The sequence below is a fragment of the Kangiella profundi genome, from assembly GCF_002838765.1.
GTDB lineage: Bacteria > Pseudomonadota > Gammaproteobacteria > Enterobacterales > Kangiellaceae > Kangiella > Kangiella profundi.
Genome location: NZ_CP025120.1, coordinates 1,787,570 through 1,805,683, shown reverse-complemented (window position 1 = coordinate 1,805,683; position 18,114 = coordinate 1,787,570). Strand labels below are relative to the sequence as shown.

Sequence of the window (18,114 nt, the reverse complement as noted above, 5' to 3'; positions counted from 1 at the left end):
TTGATTAATTCAGGCAGCTTCGGCTGCCTTTTTTTATTTTTAAAAGAAAATCTGTATCACCGATACTGTTGTAGTAACAAACTGTCGGTAGATTTCGAGTATTGAATCAGATTATGTTTGCTGTTTTTTGGCACATTGCACCAGAGCTTTAAAGATTGATCTATGAGACTTCATATAAAGTAAAAACTCTGGGTGCCACTGTACTCCCAGCACAAAAGGCAGAGCTGGATCCTCAATGGTCTGAACAATTTCGTCAGCATCTCTGCCAGTCACTATTAGATCATCACCGACCCTGTCAATGCCTTGGTTGTGCAGACTGTTAATTTTAGTCGTTTTATTTCCTGTTAAAGAAACTAACAAGCTGTTACTTGCCTCTGACACTTTTGATTTATACAGAGTTTTCAATGGAAGGAACGTCCATCTATTAGAGGTTTTTTTTCGATGCAGACGAAGCTGTTGAAAAAGCGAGCCGCCTCGACAGACATTAAGTAATTGTGCTCCCCGACATATTCCCAACAAGGGTAGCTTTCTTTGAAGTGAATGATTAATTATTTTCATTTCAAAAGCGTCACGCGCACTATCATATTTTGGCTCGACTTCCGGCTCGGCGGCGTAGAGAACTGGCTCGACATCATGTCCGCCCGAGATAATGACACCATCATAATCGTATCCTTGATGCTCATCACCTGGGCGCAATTGCAATGGTTTCCCACCATAGAATCGAACTGCCCAGGAAATCAGCAATCGCGGACCAAAGGCACCCTTTGTAGGTCCCGTTATCGCAATTACGGGCTTATCCATTGTTCCTCCACCGCCTTATACCAATCACTGAATAATCGATTAAGAGGATTGTTTAAAAACTCTTCGTAAGCCTGACAACAAGCTTCCAACCGGCTTTCATCAGCAGCCAGTCGTTCAACTTCGACCCAATCATTCCAGGCAATGTATATACCCCAACTAGGGTTATCAATATCACAGTCGGGAAGTCGATAATGGAAAGTAGGTCGTGACTTAATCAGCTCATCATCAGTTGTATTTAACACGCGCTTTTCATCGAGAAATTTAAACAAAGGAAGCATATCGAGGGCACGATTACGGGTAGGGTTATCCTGAAGGTAGTCGTCAATTAACTCATCCAGCTCTGGCCAGTAATCCGTTTTGATGATCTTCCTGATATAGCTTGTGGGAAAAGGATCGACGTAGCTAGTGAAACGGCGAGTTAAATTGATGTCTGCGCGATGATATAGCCAGTCATACAGACACATAAACGCTTTTAAACAACAAAGAATGTGGTGAGCCTTGTGACTCGCTAATTCAGGATTAAGCTGCATGCCAAAAGCATTAACTGCGCTATCTGCTGTGCCTTTTGCGCCTTTGGTTCGCAAAAACTGAATCAGTTCCTCTACTTCATTCAATCTTTCCAGAGGCAAAGGCGGACTAATGATTTCTACCGGAACCAGCGCCTTGGCTGCCCAGGCTAGTAGCTCTTCTGATGATCGATTGACCTTGTCAGCAAAGGTTTTGTCGCCCAGTTCTTCCCGCCCCAGTTTTTTAATAAGGTCATAGTCCAGTTCAACAGTCCAATCTCCGGCATCATCACCTTTTAAAGTTCTAACATAGCGACCATCCTGAGAGATAGTCAGATCCAGTTGGCTAGCGACCAGAGATGCGAATCTATCGAGTTCGAGACCACTCATTTCAAGCTCGATACCCACGCGACGAGTATTGCCGTTGGCATTTTCAAGCCACGGTGGCTCCTTCAGTTTTGAGTCGGTATTGAGCATAAAACTACCTTTATCTAATATAAGTAATTGAAACAAAACAAATGAAATACCTATCAGCTGACTTTATACATATCATAAAGTGACAGGTATTCACAAACCGAAAGCTGATAATAACGCTTGAGTAAATGAAATCATTTAGCTATGTTGTAACGCTGTACGATATTACCTTGATGTACTAAACAATCGTTTAACGTTTAAGGAACATGGATGTGAATTACTTAATTGGGGCCTTAGTAGGCATATTGTTAGTGTTAGTTGTGCTTGGCGGCTTTACCTATCTGCATTACTTGGAAGTCGATTCAATAAAGCAGGAAATAGAGCATAACAGACAGCGTCAAAAGTCCAAGGCAATAGAAGAGCCTACTCAAAATACAGTTAGCCCTGTCAGTCAAAAAGCTATTGATAACAATCAACAAAGTCCTTCTATTCATAATCAAAAGCCTCTTACTCAACAAAAGCCAGTGATTTACACATGGACGGATACTAGCGGCAATAAAAGATTTTCGGAAACACCACCATCATCAGGCAATTATCAAATACAGGAATTATCAGGTGATGGATTCAGTGTCATTCCAATGGAGCGAGTTAAGCCCATTCAAAGAAGCACAACCACCGAACGCCAAACCAATAGCAGTTACCAAAATCCAACCATGATCAAGCAACAGCTCTTATCGAAAAACCATACTCACTGCCGCTGGGTCGTTGGTCGTGCCTATGAAACCTACCTGAAAATAGAACAGCACACAGGCCCGAATCGAAGCATTTACTGTGATGAATATCAAGAGCGATTGATTGAAATGCGGAAATTGGCTAGAGAAGGGGAAGCTTGTTATTACCCTTATGGGTATACGTCAAAGTGTTAAATAATCAGTGTGAGTCCGCTGCAAAATATGCCTACTCAGTGGTAATAAAAACGGGACAAAGGCGATTAATCGAATACTTTTTATCGCCAATCTTACGGCATAAACAAGAAAGTATAAAAGAGAGGTAGCATTTGTGAACGATAAGAAAAAAATATTCTATATGAGTTGGTGGGTGGTTGTCGGCTTATATTATTGTGCATCAGTAATATTTATTTCTCCTGAATCATTAAATAAAATGATTGACTTAATAGTTAAATTCATTCCATTTATTGCTGAATATTATAAAAGCTCCCCCTTTCCAGAGTATACAAAAGGAATTTTATTGATCAGTTTTGCTTTTATGATCATTTCTTTGTATATGACTTTTTTTACTAAAAAAAGAGTTATAAATTATAGAGGAACTTTTGATCAATATAAAACAGATATTATGAGAGCAAAGTTTGTGTTGCTATTGTATATCTTTGTATTTGTGTCTTTAGGGTATTCAGAGTTAATTTCACAAAAATATGAACAGCATTGGTTTGGAAGTGCTATTTCCGGAATTTCCAAAAACAAACTTTATCACTCCATATTATATACACTTTGTTTTATAGCATTTTGCTATATAGTCGATCTGGTTTATTACAATAAGACCCAATATGAGGACTGAATGATATGACGGAAAAATGTAGAGATGAAACTAATAAATATTTAGCACAAATTAGAAATAATTGGACACCCTCAAACTTCTCAATACTCCATAAAAAAAGGCCATCAGTGATGGCCTTCGGACTTTACAGGTTCGATTAAATCCCCCAGCGGGCTTTGGTGCCTCTGACGTCAACATGCACAAATGGGCCGCGCACGGCGTTTGGTTTATAAACGCCAATACCACCAACCAGATCATCACGATGATCGTGTGTCTCTGGGTTGTTAGCTAATTCATACAGGCGAAGGGCATCTTTTTCATTCACTTTGCCATCACCATTGATGTCGTCCATACGACCATTAGCTAAGGTATCAATAAAAATGTCTGATGCATCGCCGTAAACATGACGGCTGTTGGCGACGTTGCCAATAGCTTTGTTATATGCCGGAGTTCGATAGCCACTCATGATGACAAAGCTATCTGCACGAATACCTTTACGATTCACATCGGTTAGTAGGTTCTCTAAATTTTCCAGTAGATTTTGCTGAAGCACCATGTACTTTGGGAATCCGCTAGGTTGTTTGCATAGAAATTGACCCAGCGTAAAGTGTGGGGTGATTTTGGTATCCATGTTCTCTTTGGTCACTTCAATAAAGCCCTTTGGCGCGGCATAGCTTGGCAGGCCCTTTAACGGTTTAGGGTACTCGCCAATCTTGTAACCGTTGAGAACACCATTTTTCATTTCGGTAGCAGGGCGTAGGACGAATACCGATACTGAAATCTGATGACCAGTTTCTACATCAGTCGTTTCTAGCGTATATAGGCCCGGAGCTTTAGGTGCTTTCCATTTTAAACCGCCTTTGTTCCAGCTCAGTGTTTGCCACTGCTCATTAATCTGGATTCGACTGGATAATTGTTGTCGGCTTGATTTCAAATGTAACGATTGCTCCGGCATTACAGAATGAAAAAATATGTTGTAGGGAATACTTTTGCTGTTAATGGATAGATCAAACTGGGCCTTACCGCTTTGATAGTCCTTAACCTGGGTAACTGCCTGGCTTAGATTGGGGATTAAGATGCTAAGGGTAGCAATTAGTAATAGCGCTAACATCAATCGCCCTTTGTACAAGTCATTCAGTATAATCTTTGGCACATAAACTCCTTCACTGGTTACAGTGAACTAAAATTAAAACAAAATTATGCCCTGGACCGTCCTGTTGACCCTGAGAAGTTAAATCCTTTTGAGGTTAGCGCAAGAGGCTTCTTGCCGCTGGTTGTTGAAGTGCTTGATACAGCTTTGTATCTCTTTGATAAATGTCTGCTCTGAACTGAATCGTCTGATCCAGCCCCCAATAAGCGGTTCGATATTCCAGTCTTATTGGCACAGGCAGTTGTAAGCTTACCGTATTTGTATGTTTTTTGTTCAATTGATTTTCTATATCAGTATCGCTGAATCCATTAGCCCGCAAGATCCATTTTAGTAAATCCATGGGTTCCTGAACCCTGATACAACCTGAGCTGAAAGCCCTTATATCGTTTTTAAACAATGATTTAGCAGGTGTGTCATGGAGGTAGACTTCATAGGTGTTGGGGAACATGAATTTGACCTGGCCCAGCGCATTATCTGCTCCCGGTTCCTGTACCAATCGATATGGAAAACGTGATTTTGTGACTTGTTTCCAGTCAATTTGCATGGGATCTTCAATTTTAAAGTCGTTTAGATAGACGCTAAAACGGTTATCCAGCAAATACTGTGGGTTTTCCTGAATGAGAGGAAGCTTATCCTTGGTTGCCAGTTCCCAAGGTACGGTCCACGTGGGGTTCAGAACTAGGTATTGAATCCTATCTTCGAAAATCGGTGTCTTACGCTCGAGCTGACCTACGATAACAGGCATCCTCAGTCTATTTTCGCCGTTCTCGAAAGCTAATAACTCAAAGCTGGGGATATTCACCCTAATCAACCGGTTGGTTGGTTTAAGTTGATGCCAACGAATTTGTTCCAGATTAACTACCAATTGTTCGATGCGTTGTTGCGGGGTGATATTTAATGCCGCAATGGTCTTTTTGCCGAGAACCCCATCTGCTTCAAGACCATGTCGCAACTGAAATTGCTCAATGGCCTGAATTAAATCAGCTTCATAAACCATCGGTGAAGGAGCTAAATACGACCAGTCTGAAGGCAGATCTCCCCAGAACATCAGTCGTTCGGCAATGGCTTCAAGTCTAGGGTCGAGCATTTGAGGTTTTATGGAAGGCTGCAATTCAAGAGCTGGCCAGTCTGGTGGCTTTCTACTCCTGAGTTCAGTTAGGTATTTTCTAAGCTGGATGTAGTCCTGAGAGCTGGGCTCAATTTCTCTAAAGTATGCTAAAAGGCTGGGCATACTGGCTGCTCTGGAGAGCAGGTCAGAAAGACTAATGGTGGGTTTGCTGACTTCAGTATCTTTGAAAATAAGATTTGGATTCACTTTGCCAATTTGTAAGTGCTGAGACAGTGTTAGAATTGCATCACTTAGCAATAAATCGCACTCAGTTCTGGCCGCTGGAATAGGTAATTGGCAATGCTCTGCAAGAAGATGTTCGTGATAATCACTGGCTAACAGGCCATGTGACTTAACCTGACGAAGGTACTTCAACGATTCTTGTATTGGGTCTTGTTCCCGATAGAGGGGATTCCAAAGATGCCTGAAACCTCGTGCGCTATAAAACTCATAGAGAATGGAACTATTGGTGAGAGCAATTTCTAGATGAGGCAGATAACCATTTTGCTGATGGAATTCGAGATTGGCTTTTATCCCCATCTCTACACCGGAGTCGTCAAGCGCAGTAGTCTCAGGTTCTAATAATAGGTATGGAGGGACTTCAGCTGATAGCGTTTGGCAATAACTGGCGGCCACAAAAAGCACGGTTACTTTAAAGTAAAAGTAACAGCCTCTAATGCAATCCATCAGCCAAAACCACATAACAAAACTCCAGTGAACAATTAGCATCCTAGCTCAGATCAGTATAGATCCTTCCTGGTTGTTTTTCGAACGATCTGAGACAAAGCTTTGTAAATTTTCCATGTGGCTCTGATGGGAATTGGAAATGTAGAAAAATACCCACCATATTCCTATTGAAACCTTAATGACTCGTAGTTTGCTCAATAAAGGGCTAAACTGTGCGCCCAATGAACAAATCCCCCCTCCATGACCTTTTCCAAACTTAATTTAATACAGCCTTTGCTCAACGCTTTGCATAAAAGCGGCTATGAAACTCCGTCGCCGATACAGGAGAAGGTGATCCCTTTGATTCTAGTTGGTCGCGATGTTATGGCCGCTGCGCAAACTGGAACGGGTAAAACCGCAGGTTTTTCGTTACCGATGCTGCAAAGACTCTCTGAAGGGGACAGACCGTCTTCCAACTCTGCCCGTTGCCTGATTTTGACACCGACAAGGGAACTGGCGGAGCAGGTTCATCAAAGTGTACAAAAGTATGCGGCAAATCTGGCGTTAAATTCAGTGGTCGCTTACGGGGGCGTAAATATTAATCCACAGATGTTAAAACTGCGTCGTGGCACCGATGTTTTAGTAGCGACCCCCGGCAGGTTGTTAGATTTGTTCGAGAAAAACGCGGTGCGTTTCAACGAACTGGAGTTTCTTGTTTTGGATGAAGCCGACCGGATGCTGGATATGGGCTTTCTTCCGAGTATCAAACGCATCATCAGCAAGCTTCCCAAGCAACGTCAAACCCTGCTGTTTTCTGCAACTTTTTCAGACTCAATCAAAGCGTTAAGTCAGCAGTTTCTTTCCAATCCAATATTAGTCGAGACTGGGCCGACCAATAGGACAGCGACAACTATCGAGCAGTGGATTCATCCAGTAGACAAGAAACAGAAGCCAGCCTTACTGAGCTATCTTATTGGCCATAACCAATGGCAACAGCTGTTAATCTTCGTAAGAACGCGAAGAGGAGCCAATAAACTTAGCACTGAGCTTGAAAAAAGAGGCATAAAATCCACAGCCATACATGGTGGGAAAAGTCAGGGTGCGCGCAATAGAGCTCTTGCAGAATTTAAAGCAGGGCAAGTGACGACTTTAGTTGCTACCGACGTTGCTGCACGAGGACTGGATATTGAGCAGATGCCTTTGGTCATCAACTATGATTTGCCAGATGTTGCTGAAGATTATGTTCACCGTATTGGCCGAACAGGACGCGCAGGTGAAAAAGGTACGGCTATTTCTCTGGTTAGTGCAGATGAAGTCGATAACCTGAGTGCAATCCAGAACCTTATTCGGAAACAGCTGGAAAGGAAAGTTATAGACGATTTCGAGCCTCAGCATGCGTTACCACAAACCGCATTAAAACCGCTGAAAAAGAAAAAGCCGCATAAAAAGAAGTTGGCAAAAGCCAAACTCAAACAGCCTAAGTCTCAACCTAACTCTCAAGCTAGGGCTCAGGCGAATAAAGGTCAAAGTAAACCTAAATCTCGGAAAAAGAAGACCGGAGGTCGCAGTCCAAAACAGGATAAGACATAAATAACTTTGACCTCGCCACGATTGCGAAACTAGCGAGGTTTATATTGTGTGGGGCAATAAACTCGATCAATCTCGGGGTTACGCAGTTTTAAATGTTTGGTTTTTCGTCCAGATACACGTTTGCGCCAAAGTCTAAAACTGCTGGGTTTTAGTTCTTTTCTCATCAGTTCAATCACCTGTTGTTCAGATAATCCAAATAATTTATCTATCGCTTCAAACGGTGTGCGGTCTTCCCAGGCCATTTCGATGACACGTGAGGTATCGCTTTCATTCATGGTTTTGCCTTTGGCTCGAAGGATGTCGAGATAGGTTAGGGTGTAAAGCGTCAAGAAATGATGAAGAGGCGTGCCAATGAGAGGAAGGTATCCGTGGATTGATTAAGGCTGGGTATCAAGTCTCCCAGCCATCAATGAAGACAGTTATGACATGCCAATATAGTTGTCCAATGACTGTATTCGGTTGACCCAGGCCGAGATTGCAGGGTACTGGCCAAGATCGAAGCCGCCTTCATGGGCAACGTGTGTATAGCCATACAGGCTAATATCGGCGGTGGTTAATGAGTCACCAGTTAGATAAGGAGTGTCAGCCAGTTGTTTTTCCATAACCGATAAAGCTTTGTGACCGCCGGTCTGTTTCGCTTCATACTCCGCACGTCGATTGTCGGGTAAGCCCAAATACTTTGCGATAAAACGAGCAACTGCGATATAAGGCTCATGGCTGTATTGCTCGAAAAACTGCCACTGCTGTACTTTGGCCAGGGCAAATGTATCCGTAGGAAGAAGCTCGCTGCCAGCGGCCAGATAATTCAGAATGGCATTTGACTCAGATAAACAGCGCCCATCATCCAGCTCCAATAAAGGAATTTTGCCATTGGGGTTTTTTCCCAAAAACTCAGGGTTGGCTGTATCTCCTGCAAGAATATCCACGGGAACCCATTCATGCTTGATCTCTAGCAGAGAGCACAGCAGTTTGATTTTGTAGCAGTTTCCAGATTGTATATCGCCGTAGATTTTCATGGGTTTTCCTTCAGCTATTAATTTTAATATCAGTAGTTTGAGCTATTGCAAATCAGCGCCGATGAGTGTCGTACATTTTGAAAATTCAACATCATGCTCCCTTGCGATATTTCGTAAGGATTCAATTACAGTATCAATAGTGTCGTTTTCTCTAAGAGGCTGGTGTTTGTCTAATAAAAACTCTTTGTTACATCGCGGTTTAATATTGACCAGTGCTTTTTTCTCTAAAGTAGAAACTATGGTTTTGGCTTGGGTCTGTTCAAAGGAGCCCGCGAGGCGCAGGAGGTTGAAAGAAAACCTGTCTAAAATAGAGTTGTCTGAGTGAGAAGAAAGGTAATCCCAGTGCTCGTTGGCAAATCCAATACGGTTTTTACCAGTGACCACGCCTGTATCTTTGACGCGCTGTTCAGAATTATTGGCGAAGATGTCAATTAATGATCGCTGTAGATGAGGGTGGCTGACCTGTTTGAAAATGGTTTGCAGTTTTTTGGATGGGTTTTGCGATGCTCCAAATCCTACCCTGGAACCTCGAAGGGTAATGGTCTCAAGGTGTCTTAACCAGCGATCGGTAAGGATTTTCCCACCAATGGGTTGGTATTTACCTAAGTAAATCACTTCGTCATCAAATCGTATTAAGTATAGGCCAGGTCCTGATAGGTTCTGTTGTATATCTGAGGAAACTTTATGTAACCCAAACGAAAGATTGAGTGGCTCAGATAATGTGTTGACTGAGTTAACTTTGATGACTTCGTCAATGGGTACTGAAGTGACAATCATGACTTCCTCGAAAATATTAATGTATTTAGATTTGTGTTAAATGACCAAACGAATTATTGATCCTTACCGGATTTTGATTTTTTTTGAGCGCGCCATCTGGTTGAGCAAATCTTCAACCTGTTGTCTTGAACGACAAACATTCTCACAAGGAATGACGTCATTGTCACCATCTCTTTTTCCGAACTTGCCATCAGGATGATCGGCAATAACTTCCGCACATGAGCGGTAATACTTGCAATACTTGGCTTCACTTATTTCCGGTGTGAATAGCAGAACAATTACCAATAGAAGCATAAGGAGTTTTGTCATATTGTTCCTATTAACGTTAAATTTGAACTCAAGAATTCCGTGACTTTCTGAAGTAATTGGCTATTTTTAACGATTTCTACCTTCTAAAGTTGAGTATAGTACTGGTGTGTGTCTAAGGGTCACATTATGCGGTAAGTAAATAGTGAGACTCTTTATAACAAAGGCATGATGCATGAAAGTATATTCGTTGCTGATTAACTCTAATCTATTTCCTGATATGTCGTAATCGAAATTCAGTAATTCGTCAGCGATCTTCTTAGGCTTGGTTTGCTCACCATGGTAGCCCACGCTGTCCAATGTTGCCTCAACTTCAACCTTTATTTCTGTGACTTTGGTTCTTTTTGTTTTGATGTTATTCGAGCAGAAGCATGTAATGACAACTTCAGAAATCCCATTGGATGAAAACTTTTGAACAGATGAGCCGTCCACTGAATAGTCTTTGGCGTTCAAATCTTGACTGAGCATAAGAAATACTAAGATTATTAAAATTTTTTTCATGGGTTATCCTGTGAGTTTTACGCAAACCTTACTAGTTCTTGTTAGTGCCTCTAGCCCGCTTTGGTTTGCTACAAAATGAGCATAAAATTGTTATCCAATAATAAAGTCCGAATAAAAATACACTTGATATTATTATTAGCTCTAATGCATCTTTACCCAAGCTGGTTGGTAAAAACCATGCAGGCTTATCAATTAAGGCCCAGATAAGAACAATGCTGGTTACCAGAACGCCGCAACTTACAAGGGCAAAGTTTAATCTAGTTTTATAGTGTTCTTTGAATGAAATCAGCCAAAGTCCAATGGTACCCAAAATAGTGAACAATGAAATAGCTATGCCGAAAATACCTTCAATTGGGAATTGGTATGTACCAAACAACTTCTCTATACCAACAATCCCAAACGAAGCTGCAGGTACACATAGCATCGTAGCAGGTAATGCCGCAAAGATAACTGTAGCTATTTTTCTATACATGAACATTTAACGCTGTGGTTTGTACGCATGATTAGGGTACAAGCAAAATGAGTATTGTCATTTTTTTTCTCTGACCCCATCATTAATTTTTCTCATCTCACTATTTTCATTCAAAATAGGGCTCACCACTTGGGAAAAATATATCGTATTTTTTACTTATTCTCTTGAGCATTGGCTCGATATCTGATGCTAAATTCAGAGCTTGCAACGTATCTGCACCATAAGTTTCGCACACATTACTACCTTCGAATACATCATCTGGACTTGGGCCAATAATCTCAATGGTACAGCCTGCTGTTCCAGGTGAGAACTTGAAATCTACAATGCCGAGTTCTAATAGATAAGGAGCGCCAATTCTTACGACTAGATCACGAATCTCTTCTGATCCCTTGGGTACCGTGGTGGTTTGCAGTGGCTTGTGGAGTCAACCAGAAAAGACAAAGAGTTTAAAAGCCTAAGAGCAGATTCTGATTTTCATCAGAATGACATGCCTTGGGGATTTACTTTGGTGGTGGATTACAGGATAGGGTTTGAGGAACCGCTACGCTAATTCTGCCCTAAGGGTGCATCACCGACCTACAGATATATTAAATATAACGTATAATTGACAATATACATTTTAAAGCGTATAAAATGCTTTATGAGTACAAAAAATATACCAACAGTTGCGGTTATCACTGGTGACGTTATTAATTCCAGGGCCAAGAAGGACTCTAAGGATTGGCTTGAGCCTTTGAAAAAGGCGTTGGCCACGCTTGGAGAGTCGCCTCGTCAGTGGCAGATCTATCGTGGAGATAGTTTTCAGCTTCGACTGGATAAGCCTGAGTATGTGTTGGATATTGCAGTCTGGTTGAAGGCGGTGGTGCGTTCGACGAAGGGCTTGGATGTGCGTATGGCGGTTGGGATTGGCGATATGACGCATAAGGCGGATACGATTCTTGAGTCGAATGGTTCGGCCTTTGTGAATTCCGGTGATCTGTTCGACAGCCTTAAAAAACGGACCTTGGCGATTAAGACTCCTTGGGATGAGGTAGATGAGTTGTTAAATCTCAACCTCAAGCTGGCTTTATTGACGATGGATAGCTGGTCGGTGACTGTGGCTGAGGTGGTGCGGGCTAGTATGCAGATGCGGAAAGCGACGCAAACTGAAATTGCTGAAATGTTAGGTATTACTCAAAGTCGCGTGAGTGAGCGACAGAATCGGTCGGGGTTCGATGCTATTATGGAAATGTTGGCTTACAGCCAGAAGCTGATTAAGCGGCATCTATAATTACATCGATTCTAAGGATTTAGTGGGAAGCCTATGACATTACTTTTCTTAAAATTATTACTGGCACATCTGGTCGCTGATTTTGTCATTCAACCGTTAAAGTGGATAAAAGATAAGGAGCAGAGGGCGTTTGCTTCTACCGGCTTGATTTATCATGCCGGAGTCCATGCTCTGCTTTATGCCATCGCTTTTTCGTTTAATCCGGAATACTGGTTAGGCTTTGTTATTCTGGTGGTTTCTCATTACCTGATTGATGGGTTTAAGTGCATGGCAGGTCGCTATGCGGATAACTACAGCCGTCCTGACTCTTTGTTGAATCGGCGAACGTTCTTTGTGATTGATCAGGTTTTACATCTGGTGATTATTGCGTTTGTTGTATCGCTGTATTTCACAGGTCGCAGCGAGTGGGTCATTCCACAGGAAAAGGTCTTGGCGTTAGTCATTGCTGTGCTGCTTTTAACCCGTGTTTCTTCGATTATTATCAAAGTGGTTATTTCACGCTGGGCGCCATTGAATGTTTACGATGGTGATCATTCGCTAGCCAATGCTGGAAGTTTTATCGGAATGCTGGAGCGCTTGTTTATCTTTGTGTTTATTCTTTCAGGCAACTGGCATGGTATTGGCTTCCTGCTCGCCGCCAAATCGGTCTTCCGCTTTGGTGATTTAAAAGAAGCCCATGATCGCAAGCTGACAGAATATATTCTGATTGGTACTCTGATCAGTTTTGGTTTAGCGATTGCCGTTGGTTTGGGTTATATGATTTTTATTCAGTGAACCATTTAAAGTAATTCTAGTGTAGCGAATAGCAAAAGTATTGTGGGCGCACACATAGGTAGCGCCCCTACCTATAAGTATTAGTTTAGTGGTAACCGGACACTTTAATCATCAATCAAATCTTCAAAGTCTTCGCGGTAGTCTGCAATTTCTTCGAGCAAGTGGCGCTTCTGTTTAGCGCTTAGTGTTCGGAAGATTTTGAGTTGGTATTCTTTGTAGATTTCGCCATTGTGGTCTCTGATGGCATTCAGCTCTTCACCGCCAACCTGGTAGGGATCGAGGATCAGACTTTTGATCGCAGCTTGGCCAGATGATGTTTTACGCTCTGTTAGGGCGGTTCGGAAGGCGTCGCGCCATCTGGCTCTGTATTGGTAAGTCACTTCACCGGACGATTTTAATAGACCAGCCATTTCTTTAATAATCGATTTTTGTTCATCACTCAAACTGCCAATCCATTCACCAAAGCTTTCTTCTAGTCGTTCAAGGCGCTCTTCCTTTTTATCTTCTTCTTTGGTTTCTTTAAATTCTTCATATTGGTCTTTAGCTTCTTTATCAAGATTATCCATCAGCTGTTTGACCTGTTCATCGCTGAGGCTGGCAGTTTGTGCAACCAGATCATCACTCATCTCATTAAGCAGGGTGTTGTAGAAGCCGCGCATATCTCGGCGATAGCGGTCATAGGTTTGATGGATGGCTCCTGATTTGATATCGGCTTCCATGCGGTTGAGCATGGATACGTATTTAGGAAGTTCGTTGGAGCGGTGCCATTCTGTTTTCAGCTCGAGAAGCTTTTCCAGGGTGTCTTCCTGCTGGCTAGTCAGCTCAACATAATCATCAAGATACCAAGGCACGACCCAGTCAAGACGGTTATACCAGAATTTAATGCCGCACGCCTGAATAAAGAAAATACCTATCAATACGATGATAAATCGAGACTGTTTATTTTGGATGGTCATGCTTTTCCTTCGAGTTATTTTAACGACCATTTATACAATGGCGGTCATTGTTGTAATTACTATAAGCGATTCGAGTGAATAAACTGTCAATTAGTTCCCTGTTTCAGGACTTATACCAATGATATAGAATGTGCGGGTTTCAACATTTGGCTTTATCCAACAACATAACACAGATAACCAGAATATAGAGGGAATATCATGAAGCGTTTTCTTGGGGTTTTTATGGTAGCGAGTTCGCTACTTTTTATGAGTGCCTGTTCTGAGGACAAGCAGCAGACTGTAAAACCTGCGTCCAAGCCACTAGTTCAGGCCGCCTGGTTGCAGGCATCTCTTCCAGACAGTACTGTTGCCTATGTTCGCGTACCCACTGCTTGGTTCTTGTTCACAGGGCAGGACAATGGATTCAAATTAGCGCAAAACAACGAAGCGCATAATCAGCAAGTTCAAGCCATTCAAACTGCACTTAATCAAAATATCTTGAGTCATCTTGAAGCGCCGTCAGATGCTGTGGCGAAACTGTTTGTTGAGCATATGACATCACCGCTTGAGGTGGCTTTCATCCAGGAGTCAGCTGGCAAGCCAATGCCGATCATGGTTTATGCAACACGCTTTGATTTTGCTGATAATAAATCGTTTAACGATACGCTGGTAAGCTTAACTTCGGATTTAAAAGCTCAAGGTATTAACCATACGGCTAATGATGACGGTACTGGTTCTTTCGCGATGCCAGGGGCGATGGCGCGTTATCACTATGATGCAAATACTCAGCAATTTGTGATGGCTACTGGTTTTGCAACATCATTTACCGTACTTAGCAATGTCATGGACTCTTTGAAAGATAATTCAAAGCATGCCATGCATGATATTCAAAATCGTATTGATAGCAGCGGCAAGGGTTTATTTGCCTGGGTCAATACCAAACAGATTATGCCGATGTTGAGCATGAGTTTGCCACCTCAGCAGCTAAATGAACTTAAAGCTTTGGGGCTTGACCAGATGAATGCTGCTGGTTTTGGCTATGGTGTCAGCGACGGTAAAACACGCTTAACCATGCTGGTTGATATGCCGAAGGTTGGCATCCGTGATTTTATTCCTGCAGTTAATAATGACTTTGATATCAAAACGGTTGGTACGCCACGAACCATGGCGATGATATCGATTCCCACTTATGAAGAGCTGGTGCGTTTATTCAACAGCATTAATAAAGCCAAAGACGGTAGTGCAAGTCTGGAAGAACTGAACCAGCAAGTTGTTGAGAAACTGGGCTTTGACCTAGAGCAGTTGGCCAGTGTGTTTGGTCCTGAGTTGATTTATTTCAGAGATGATGTTGGTAGTTTTACCGCGACTAAAGTGAATGACCCAGAGTTGATGCAACAGATGATTGATAGCGTGATTAAAAATGCCGAAGGCAACTATCAGGTAGCCAAGCATCAGGGTAAAGAAATTCATGCCTTATCTTTCAAGGCCATGGCTAAAGAAGATCTGGCTGAGCTATCGTCTGCGACTCCTTTAAGCTTTGAGAAAACATTTTCTAAACTCAATACGCGCCTATATTGGACGATTGAAAATGGTTACTTGATCTACTCATCAGTGCCTCAGCCTCTGATTGAGAGAAGCAAGCGCAGACCAACCACATCCCTCGCAAAATGGGTAAATGATACCCAAGGCCAGGATGTTAGCCATTCAATCTTTTCGGCAACCACATCAGTGCGAGACCTGTCCCGTAATTCTTATCACTATTACTTGGAAGCTTTGTTGATGGTGGCTGATATCACCGAAGCTGACTTCGATATTATGGCGTTACCAACAGCTGATCAGATGGGCTTTTCTGAGTATGGAGCCGTGGGCTTTAAGTTGGACTCAAGCGATAAATACCTAGGTGTAGAGTTTACTTTTGAGCAAAGTGCCAGCGATATTCTATTTGCTGGTGGTGGCATGCAGGCCGTTGCAGTCACTGGTGTTCTTGCCGCTGTGGCAATTCCTGCTTATCAGGATTACACCAAGCGAGCCAAGCTGGCGCAGGCAACAGTTACAGCCAATACTCTTAAAAGTCAGGTTGCCTATGCGCAGGCGATGGGGGAGTCGTTTGAAGAGCTGGATTTAGGCAAGCACGGCATTGGAGCTGAGTTAACGACAACCGAAGTTATTGAGTATGTGGACGTTAATGATGGCGTGGTTACTGTTTATCTTGACCCTGCAACTTTCGGAAATGGTTATAGTGAAGTCTATGCTAAGTTTGAGCCAATTATAGAAGAAAAGGTTATCGTTGGCTGGAGTTGTACTTCGAATCTAGACTTCAAATTCCGCGAAAGAGTGTGTGGGTTTTGATGAACGGCTGTCATTGCGAGGAGCTGGGCGGATAACTCGCCCAGACGACGCGGCAATCTCTTGATGCTTGGTATTACTTCCTACTGATCGAGATTGCCACGAGTTCTGGGAACTCTCGCAATGACGAGCTATAAAAAAGCCCGCAGAACCTGATGGTCTTGCGGGCCTTTTTCTTTCTAGGAAGTATGAGCTTACAGTCGTTTATGAAACGATATCAAGTAACTCAATTTCGAATATCAATGCCTGGAATGGACCAATAGCACCACCGGCACCTTGTTCACCGTAGGCAAGGTTATATGGGATATATAGCTTCCACTTTGAACCAACAGGCATTAATTGTAGTGCTTCTGTCCAGCCTTTAATCACGCCGCCAACTGGGAATTCAGCCGGTTCACCACGCTTGTATGAACTGTCGAACTCCTGACCATTAACCAAAGTACCAGCGTAATGAGTACGAACAGTTGAGTCAGCTGTTGGCTTGTCGCCAGAACCTTCGGTGATAACTTCATACTGCAGACCACTTTCAAGAACAGTGACTTCGTCGCGCTTGGCGTTTTCAGCTAAGAATTCTTCGCCTTCTGCAGCATATTTTTTAGCCAGTTCAGCTTGCTGGGCCTGTAGGCGCTCCTGCATTTCCACAAATGCAGCATTAATGTCGTCGGCTGGAATCTGAGGGTTCTGACCAGCGAATGCATCTTGAATACCAGCAACAACTGCGTCGATTGAGATACCTTCGAAAGCACCTTTAACCTGCTGGCCCATTTGTAAGCCAATACCGTATGAGGCTTTGGCTTCGGTAGACGTGAAGTCTGGAGTAGACATATTAATTTCCTAAATAATGAATCAATTAGCTATGTGGGGATAGTTTGGCGAAATTAAAGGCTTTTCAGGGAATTTGTTGGACTACTTATTGATTTGAGGCAGTAATAGCTAAAATTTGGTCTGGTGAAGCTATGGCGGTTGAGCTGGAATTTCGCCATAATACGGACCCTAATTCTTACGCAGATATTGTCCTCATGTGGTTTCGTAATTGTCATATTTATCACCTCACAACACCATTTCAACACTCACCAGAAGAGCTTGCTGAATTACTGGAAAATCAACGATTTAGCTCAGTGGGTAGACAGGACACCGAAACCTTGGGCTGGATTTCACCGCTAAATCGTCAGTTTGAGCACCTGGTTCATGCAGCGAATGGCTGTATTTTACTGTGTATGCGAAAAGAGCAGAAAGTCATTCCAGCAAGCATGGTCAAAGAAACTCTGGAAGAGCGTGTTTCGACTATTGAAGCAGAAGAAGGTCGAAAAGTATTTGGCAAGGAAAAGTCCGCGCTTAAAGACGATATTCTAAGTCTGTTAAAACCTAAGGCCTTAAGTAAGTCGAGCCATACTTATGGCTATATCGATCCAAGAAACAATCTGCTGGTTATTAATGCCGGAAGTAATAGTGTTGCTGACAGTTTTATCCAGTTACTGATTGATAGCCTGGGAACTTTAGGGGCTATCCGACTGATGGGGGAAGAAAGCCCATCAGCGATCATGAACCGTTGGCTGAAAGACGGCTTGCCTCATGGATGGACCTTAACCGGCCAGTACGAATTTAAAGATCCACAGAATGACCGTGTAGCAAAATTCAAAGACAGCGAAGAATCCAATCCGCTGATTGATGATTTGTTGGAAGATGGATATTGGGTTGAAAAGCTGGGAATTCGTTTTAAAGATCAATTTAATGCAGTGATTCAGTCTGATATGCTGGTAAAAAGCATCAAGTTCGATGATGAATTGCTTAAAGAAAATGAAGATGTCGATGATGTTGAGCCCTATGCGCGACTGGATGCTGATCTGGTGTTGATGACTCAGACGTTTGCTGAGTTTATCGCAGAATTAAAAACCGAATTTAAAGTTATTACCGAGAAGGAATAAATT

At 42.6% G+C, this 18,114-nt stretch carries 19 protein-coding genes; 7 read left to right on the top strand and 12 right to left on the bottom strand.

Translation table 11 applies throughout. The features are described 5' to 3' along the window. Positions 1 to 111 precede the first annotated feature (111 nt). A complete protein-coding gene (locus tag CW740_RS08445; protein WP_106647093.1) occupies positions 112 to 801 on the bottom strand; it encodes a gamma-glutamyl-gamma-aminobutyrate hydrolase family protein in 690 nt (229 codons plus the stop codon). Further along, positions 786 to 1,784 (bottom strand): amidoligase family protein, encoded by a 999-nt coding sequence (locus tag CW740_RS08440; protein ID WP_106647092.1) that lies wholly within the window; start codon positions 1,782 to 1,784, stop codon positions 786 to 788. The genes CW740_RS08445 and CW740_RS08440 overlap by 16 nt, the downstream gene beginning before the upstream one ends. A gap of 209 nt (positions 1,785 to 1,993) precedes the next feature. Here CW740_RS08440 and CW740_RS08435 point away from each other — a divergent pair, with 209 nt between their 5' ends. Together CW740_RS08435 and CW740_RS08425 are read left to right on the top strand one after the other, a co-directional pair. Continuing rightward, positions 1,994 to 2,647 carry a hypothetical protein gene (locus tag CW740_RS08435; RefSeq protein ID WP_157826410.1) on the top strand — a complete coding sequence of 218 codons (654 nt, stop codon included), beginning with the start codon at positions 1,994 to 1,996 and terminating at the stop codon, positions 2,645 to 2,647. A 133-nt stretch (positions 2,648 to 2,780) separates the two neighbouring features. Beyond that, entirely contained in the window at positions 2,781 to 3,296 is a 516-nt protein-coding gene (locus CW740_RS08425) for a hypothetical protein (protein WP_106647090.1), read from the top strand. A 136-nt stretch (positions 3,297 to 3,432) separates the two neighbouring features. Here CW740_RS08425 and CW740_RS08420 read toward each other — a convergent pair whose 3' ends face one another. Together CW740_RS08420 and CW740_RS08415 are read right to left on the bottom strand one after the other, a co-directional pair. Then, the gene (locus tag CW740_RS08420; RefSeq protein WP_106647089.1) at positions 3,433 to 4,428 is read right to left on the bottom strand and encodes a D-Ala-D-Ala carboxypeptidase family metallohydrolase; all 996 of its coding nucleotides are present in this window, start codon (positions 4,426 to 4,428) and stop codon (positions 3,433 to 3,435) included. 94 nt (positions 4,429 to 4,522) lie between these two features. Beyond that, positions 4,523 to 6,235, bottom strand: coding sequence for a L,D-transpeptidase family protein (locus CW740_RS08415; protein WP_106647088.1), 1,713 nt, complete (start codon positions 6,233 to 6,235; stop codon positions 4,523 to 4,525). 225 nt (positions 6,236 to 6,460) lie between these two features. On the opposite strand from CW740_RS08415, the gene CW740_RS08410 reads away from it, so the two are divergent. Then, positions 6,461 to 7,789, top strand: a complete 1,329-nt coding sequence (locus CW740_RS08410) for a DEAD/DEAH box helicase (RefSeq protein WP_106647087.1) — start codon at positions 6,461 to 6,463, stop codon at positions 7,787 to 7,789. Positions 7,790 to 7,818: 29 nt separating this feature from the next. Here the strand turns inward: CW740_RS08410 and CW740_RS08405 are convergent, their stop codons facing one another. The 6 genes from CW740_RS08405 to CW740_RS08380 all read right to left on the bottom strand — a co-directional run bounded on the left by CW740_RS08405 (position 7,819) and on the right by CW740_RS08380 (position 10,861). Further along, positions 7,819 to 8,064 carry a TIGR03643 family protein gene (locus CW740_RS08405; RefSeq protein ID WP_106647086.1) on the bottom strand — a complete coding sequence of 82 codons (246 nt, stop codon included), beginning with the start codon at positions 8,062 to 8,064 and terminating at the stop codon, positions 7,819 to 7,821. Between the two features lie 144 nt (positions 8,065 to 8,208). Continuing rightward, positions 8,209 to 8,805 (bottom strand): glutathione S-transferase family protein, encoded by a 597-nt coding sequence (locus CW740_RS08400; protein ID WP_106647085.1) that lies wholly within the window; start codon positions 8,803 to 8,805, stop codon positions 8,209 to 8,211. 42 nt (positions 8,806 to 8,847) lie between these two features. Beyond that, positions 8,848 to 9,582, bottom strand: a complete 735-nt coding sequence (locus tag CW740_RS08395) for a hypothetical protein (protein ID WP_106647084.1) — start codon at positions 9,580 to 9,582, stop codon at positions 8,848 to 8,850. A gap of 63 nt (positions 9,583 to 9,645) precedes the next feature. Next, on the bottom strand, positions 9,646 to 9,891 hold the full coding sequence (locus tag CW740_RS08390) for a hypothetical protein (protein WP_227523823.1): 246 nt from the start codon (positions 9,889 to 9,891) through the stop codon (positions 9,646 to 9,648). 66 nt (positions 9,892 to 9,957) lie between these two features. Further along, positions 9,958 to 10,389, bottom strand: a complete 432-nt coding sequence (locus CW740_RS08385) for a hypothetical protein (RefSeq protein ID WP_106647083.1) — start codon at positions 10,387 to 10,389, stop codon at positions 9,958 to 9,960. Between the two features lie 31 nt (positions 10,390 to 10,420). Then, the gene (locus tag CW740_RS08380; RefSeq protein ID WP_106647082.1) at positions 10,421 to 10,861 is read right to left on the bottom strand and encodes a hypothetical protein; all 441 of its coding nucleotides are present in this window, start codon (positions 10,859 to 10,861) and stop codon (positions 10,421 to 10,423) included. A gap of 640 nt (positions 10,862 to 11,501) precedes the next feature. Here CW740_RS08380 and CW740_RS08375 point away from each other — a divergent pair. Together CW740_RS08375 and CW740_RS08370 are read left to right on the top strand one after the other, a co-directional pair. After that, complete coding sequence (locus tag CW740_RS08375; protein ID WP_106647081.1) at positions 11,502 to 12,131, top strand: SatD family protein; 630 nt, start codon at positions 11,502 to 11,504, stop codon at positions 12,129 to 12,131. Positions 12,132 to 12,164: 33 nt separating this feature from the next. After that, entirely contained in the window at positions 12,165 to 12,905 is a 741-nt protein-coding gene (locus CW740_RS08370) for a DUF3307 domain-containing protein (RefSeq protein ID WP_106647080.1), read from the top strand. Positions 12,906 to 13,009: 104 nt separating this feature from the next. Here CW740_RS08370 and CW740_RS08365 read toward each other — a convergent pair whose 3' ends face one another. After that, entirely contained in the window at positions 13,010 to 13,861 is an 852-nt protein-coding gene (locus CW740_RS08365) for a DUF6279 family lipoprotein (protein WP_106647079.1), read from the bottom strand. A 198-nt stretch (positions 13,862 to 14,059) separates the two neighbouring features. On the opposite strand from CW740_RS08365, the gene CW740_RS08360 reads away from it, so the two are divergent. Further along, the gene (locus CW740_RS08360; RefSeq protein ID WP_106647078.1) at positions 14,060 to 16,189 is read left to right on the top strand and encodes a pilin; all 2,130 of its coding nucleotides are present in this window, start codon (positions 14,060 to 14,062) and stop codon (positions 16,187 to 16,189) included. A gap of 201 nt (positions 16,190 to 16,390) precedes the next feature. Here the strand turns inward: CW740_RS08360 and CW740_RS08355 are convergent, their stop codons facing one another. Next, positions 16,391 to 17,011: an FKBP-type peptidyl-prolyl cis-trans isomerase gene (locus CW740_RS08355; protein ID WP_106647077.1), complete on the bottom strand. Its 621-nt coding sequence runs from the start codon at positions 17,009 to 17,011 to the stop codon at positions 16,391 to 16,393. Between the two features lie 194 nt (positions 17,012 to 17,205). Between CW740_RS08355 and CW740_RS08350 the strand changes: the two genes are divergently transcribed. Next, positions 17,206 to 18,111, top strand: coding sequence for a recombination-associated protein RdgC (locus tag CW740_RS08350; protein WP_227523822.1), 906 nt, complete (start codon positions 17,206 to 17,208; stop codon positions 18,109 to 18,111). The last annotated feature ends 3 nt before the right edge of the window (positions 18,112 to 18,114 follow it).

Coding starts and splice junctions, on each gene's coding strand:
- CW740_RS08445 (WP_106647093.1), bottom strand. CDS start 801: ATGGATAAGCCCGTAATTGCGATAACGGGACCTACAAAGGGTGCCTTT.
- CW740_RS08440 (WP_106647092.1), bottom strand. CDS start 1,784: ATGCTCAATACCGACTCAAAACTGAAGGAGCCACCGTGGCTTGAAAAT.
- CW740_RS08415 (WP_106647088.1), bottom strand. CDS start 6,235: ATGTGGTTTTGGCTGATGGATTGCATTAGAGGCTGTTACTTTTACTTT.
- CW740_RS08410 (WP_106647087.1), top strand. CDS start 6,461: ATGACCTTTTCCAAACTTAATTTAATACAGCCTTTGCTCAACGCTTTG.
- CW740_RS08405 (WP_106647086.1), bottom strand. CDS start 8,064: ATGAATGAAAGCGATACCTCACGTGTCATCGAAATGGCCTGGGAAGAC.
- CW740_RS08400 (WP_106647085.1), bottom strand. CDS start 8,805: ATGAAAATCTACGGCGATATACAATCTGGAAACTGCTACAAAATCAAA.
- CW740_RS08395 (WP_106647084.1), bottom strand. CDS start 9,582: ATGATTGTCACTTCAGTACCCATTGACGAAGTCATCAAAGTTAACTCA.
- CW740_RS08390 (WP_227523823.1), bottom strand. CDS start 9,891: ATGACAAAACTCCTTATGCTTCTATTGGTAATTGTTCTGCTATTCACA.
- CW740_RS08385 (WP_106647083.1), bottom strand. CDS start 10,389: ATGAAAAAAATTTTAATAATCTTAGTATTTCTTATGCTCAGTCAAGAT.
- CW740_RS08380 (WP_106647082.1), bottom strand. CDS start 10,861: ATGTATAGAAAAATAGCTACAGTTATCTTTGCGGCATTACCTGCTACG.
- CW740_RS08375 (WP_106647081.1), top strand. CDS start 11,502: ATGAGTACAAAAAATATACCAACAGTTGCGGTTATCACTGGTGACGTT.
- CW740_RS08370 (WP_106647080.1), top strand. CDS start 12,165: ATGACATTACTTTTCTTAAAATTATTACTGGCACATCTGGTCGCTGAT.
- CW740_RS08365 (WP_106647079.1), bottom strand. CDS start 13,861: ATGACCATCCAAAATAAACAGTCTCGATTTATCATCGTATTGATAGGT.
- CW740_RS08360 (WP_106647078.1), top strand. CDS start 14,060: ATGAAGCGTTTTCTTGGGGTTTTTATGGTAGCGAGTTCGCTACTTTTT.
- CW740_RS08355 (WP_106647077.1), bottom strand. CDS start 17,011: ATGTCTACTCCAGACTTCACGTCTACCGAAGCCAAAGCCTCATACGGT.
- CW740_RS08350 (WP_227523822.1), top strand. CDS start 17,206: ATGTGGTTTCGTAATTGTCATATTTATCACCTCACAACACCATTTCAA.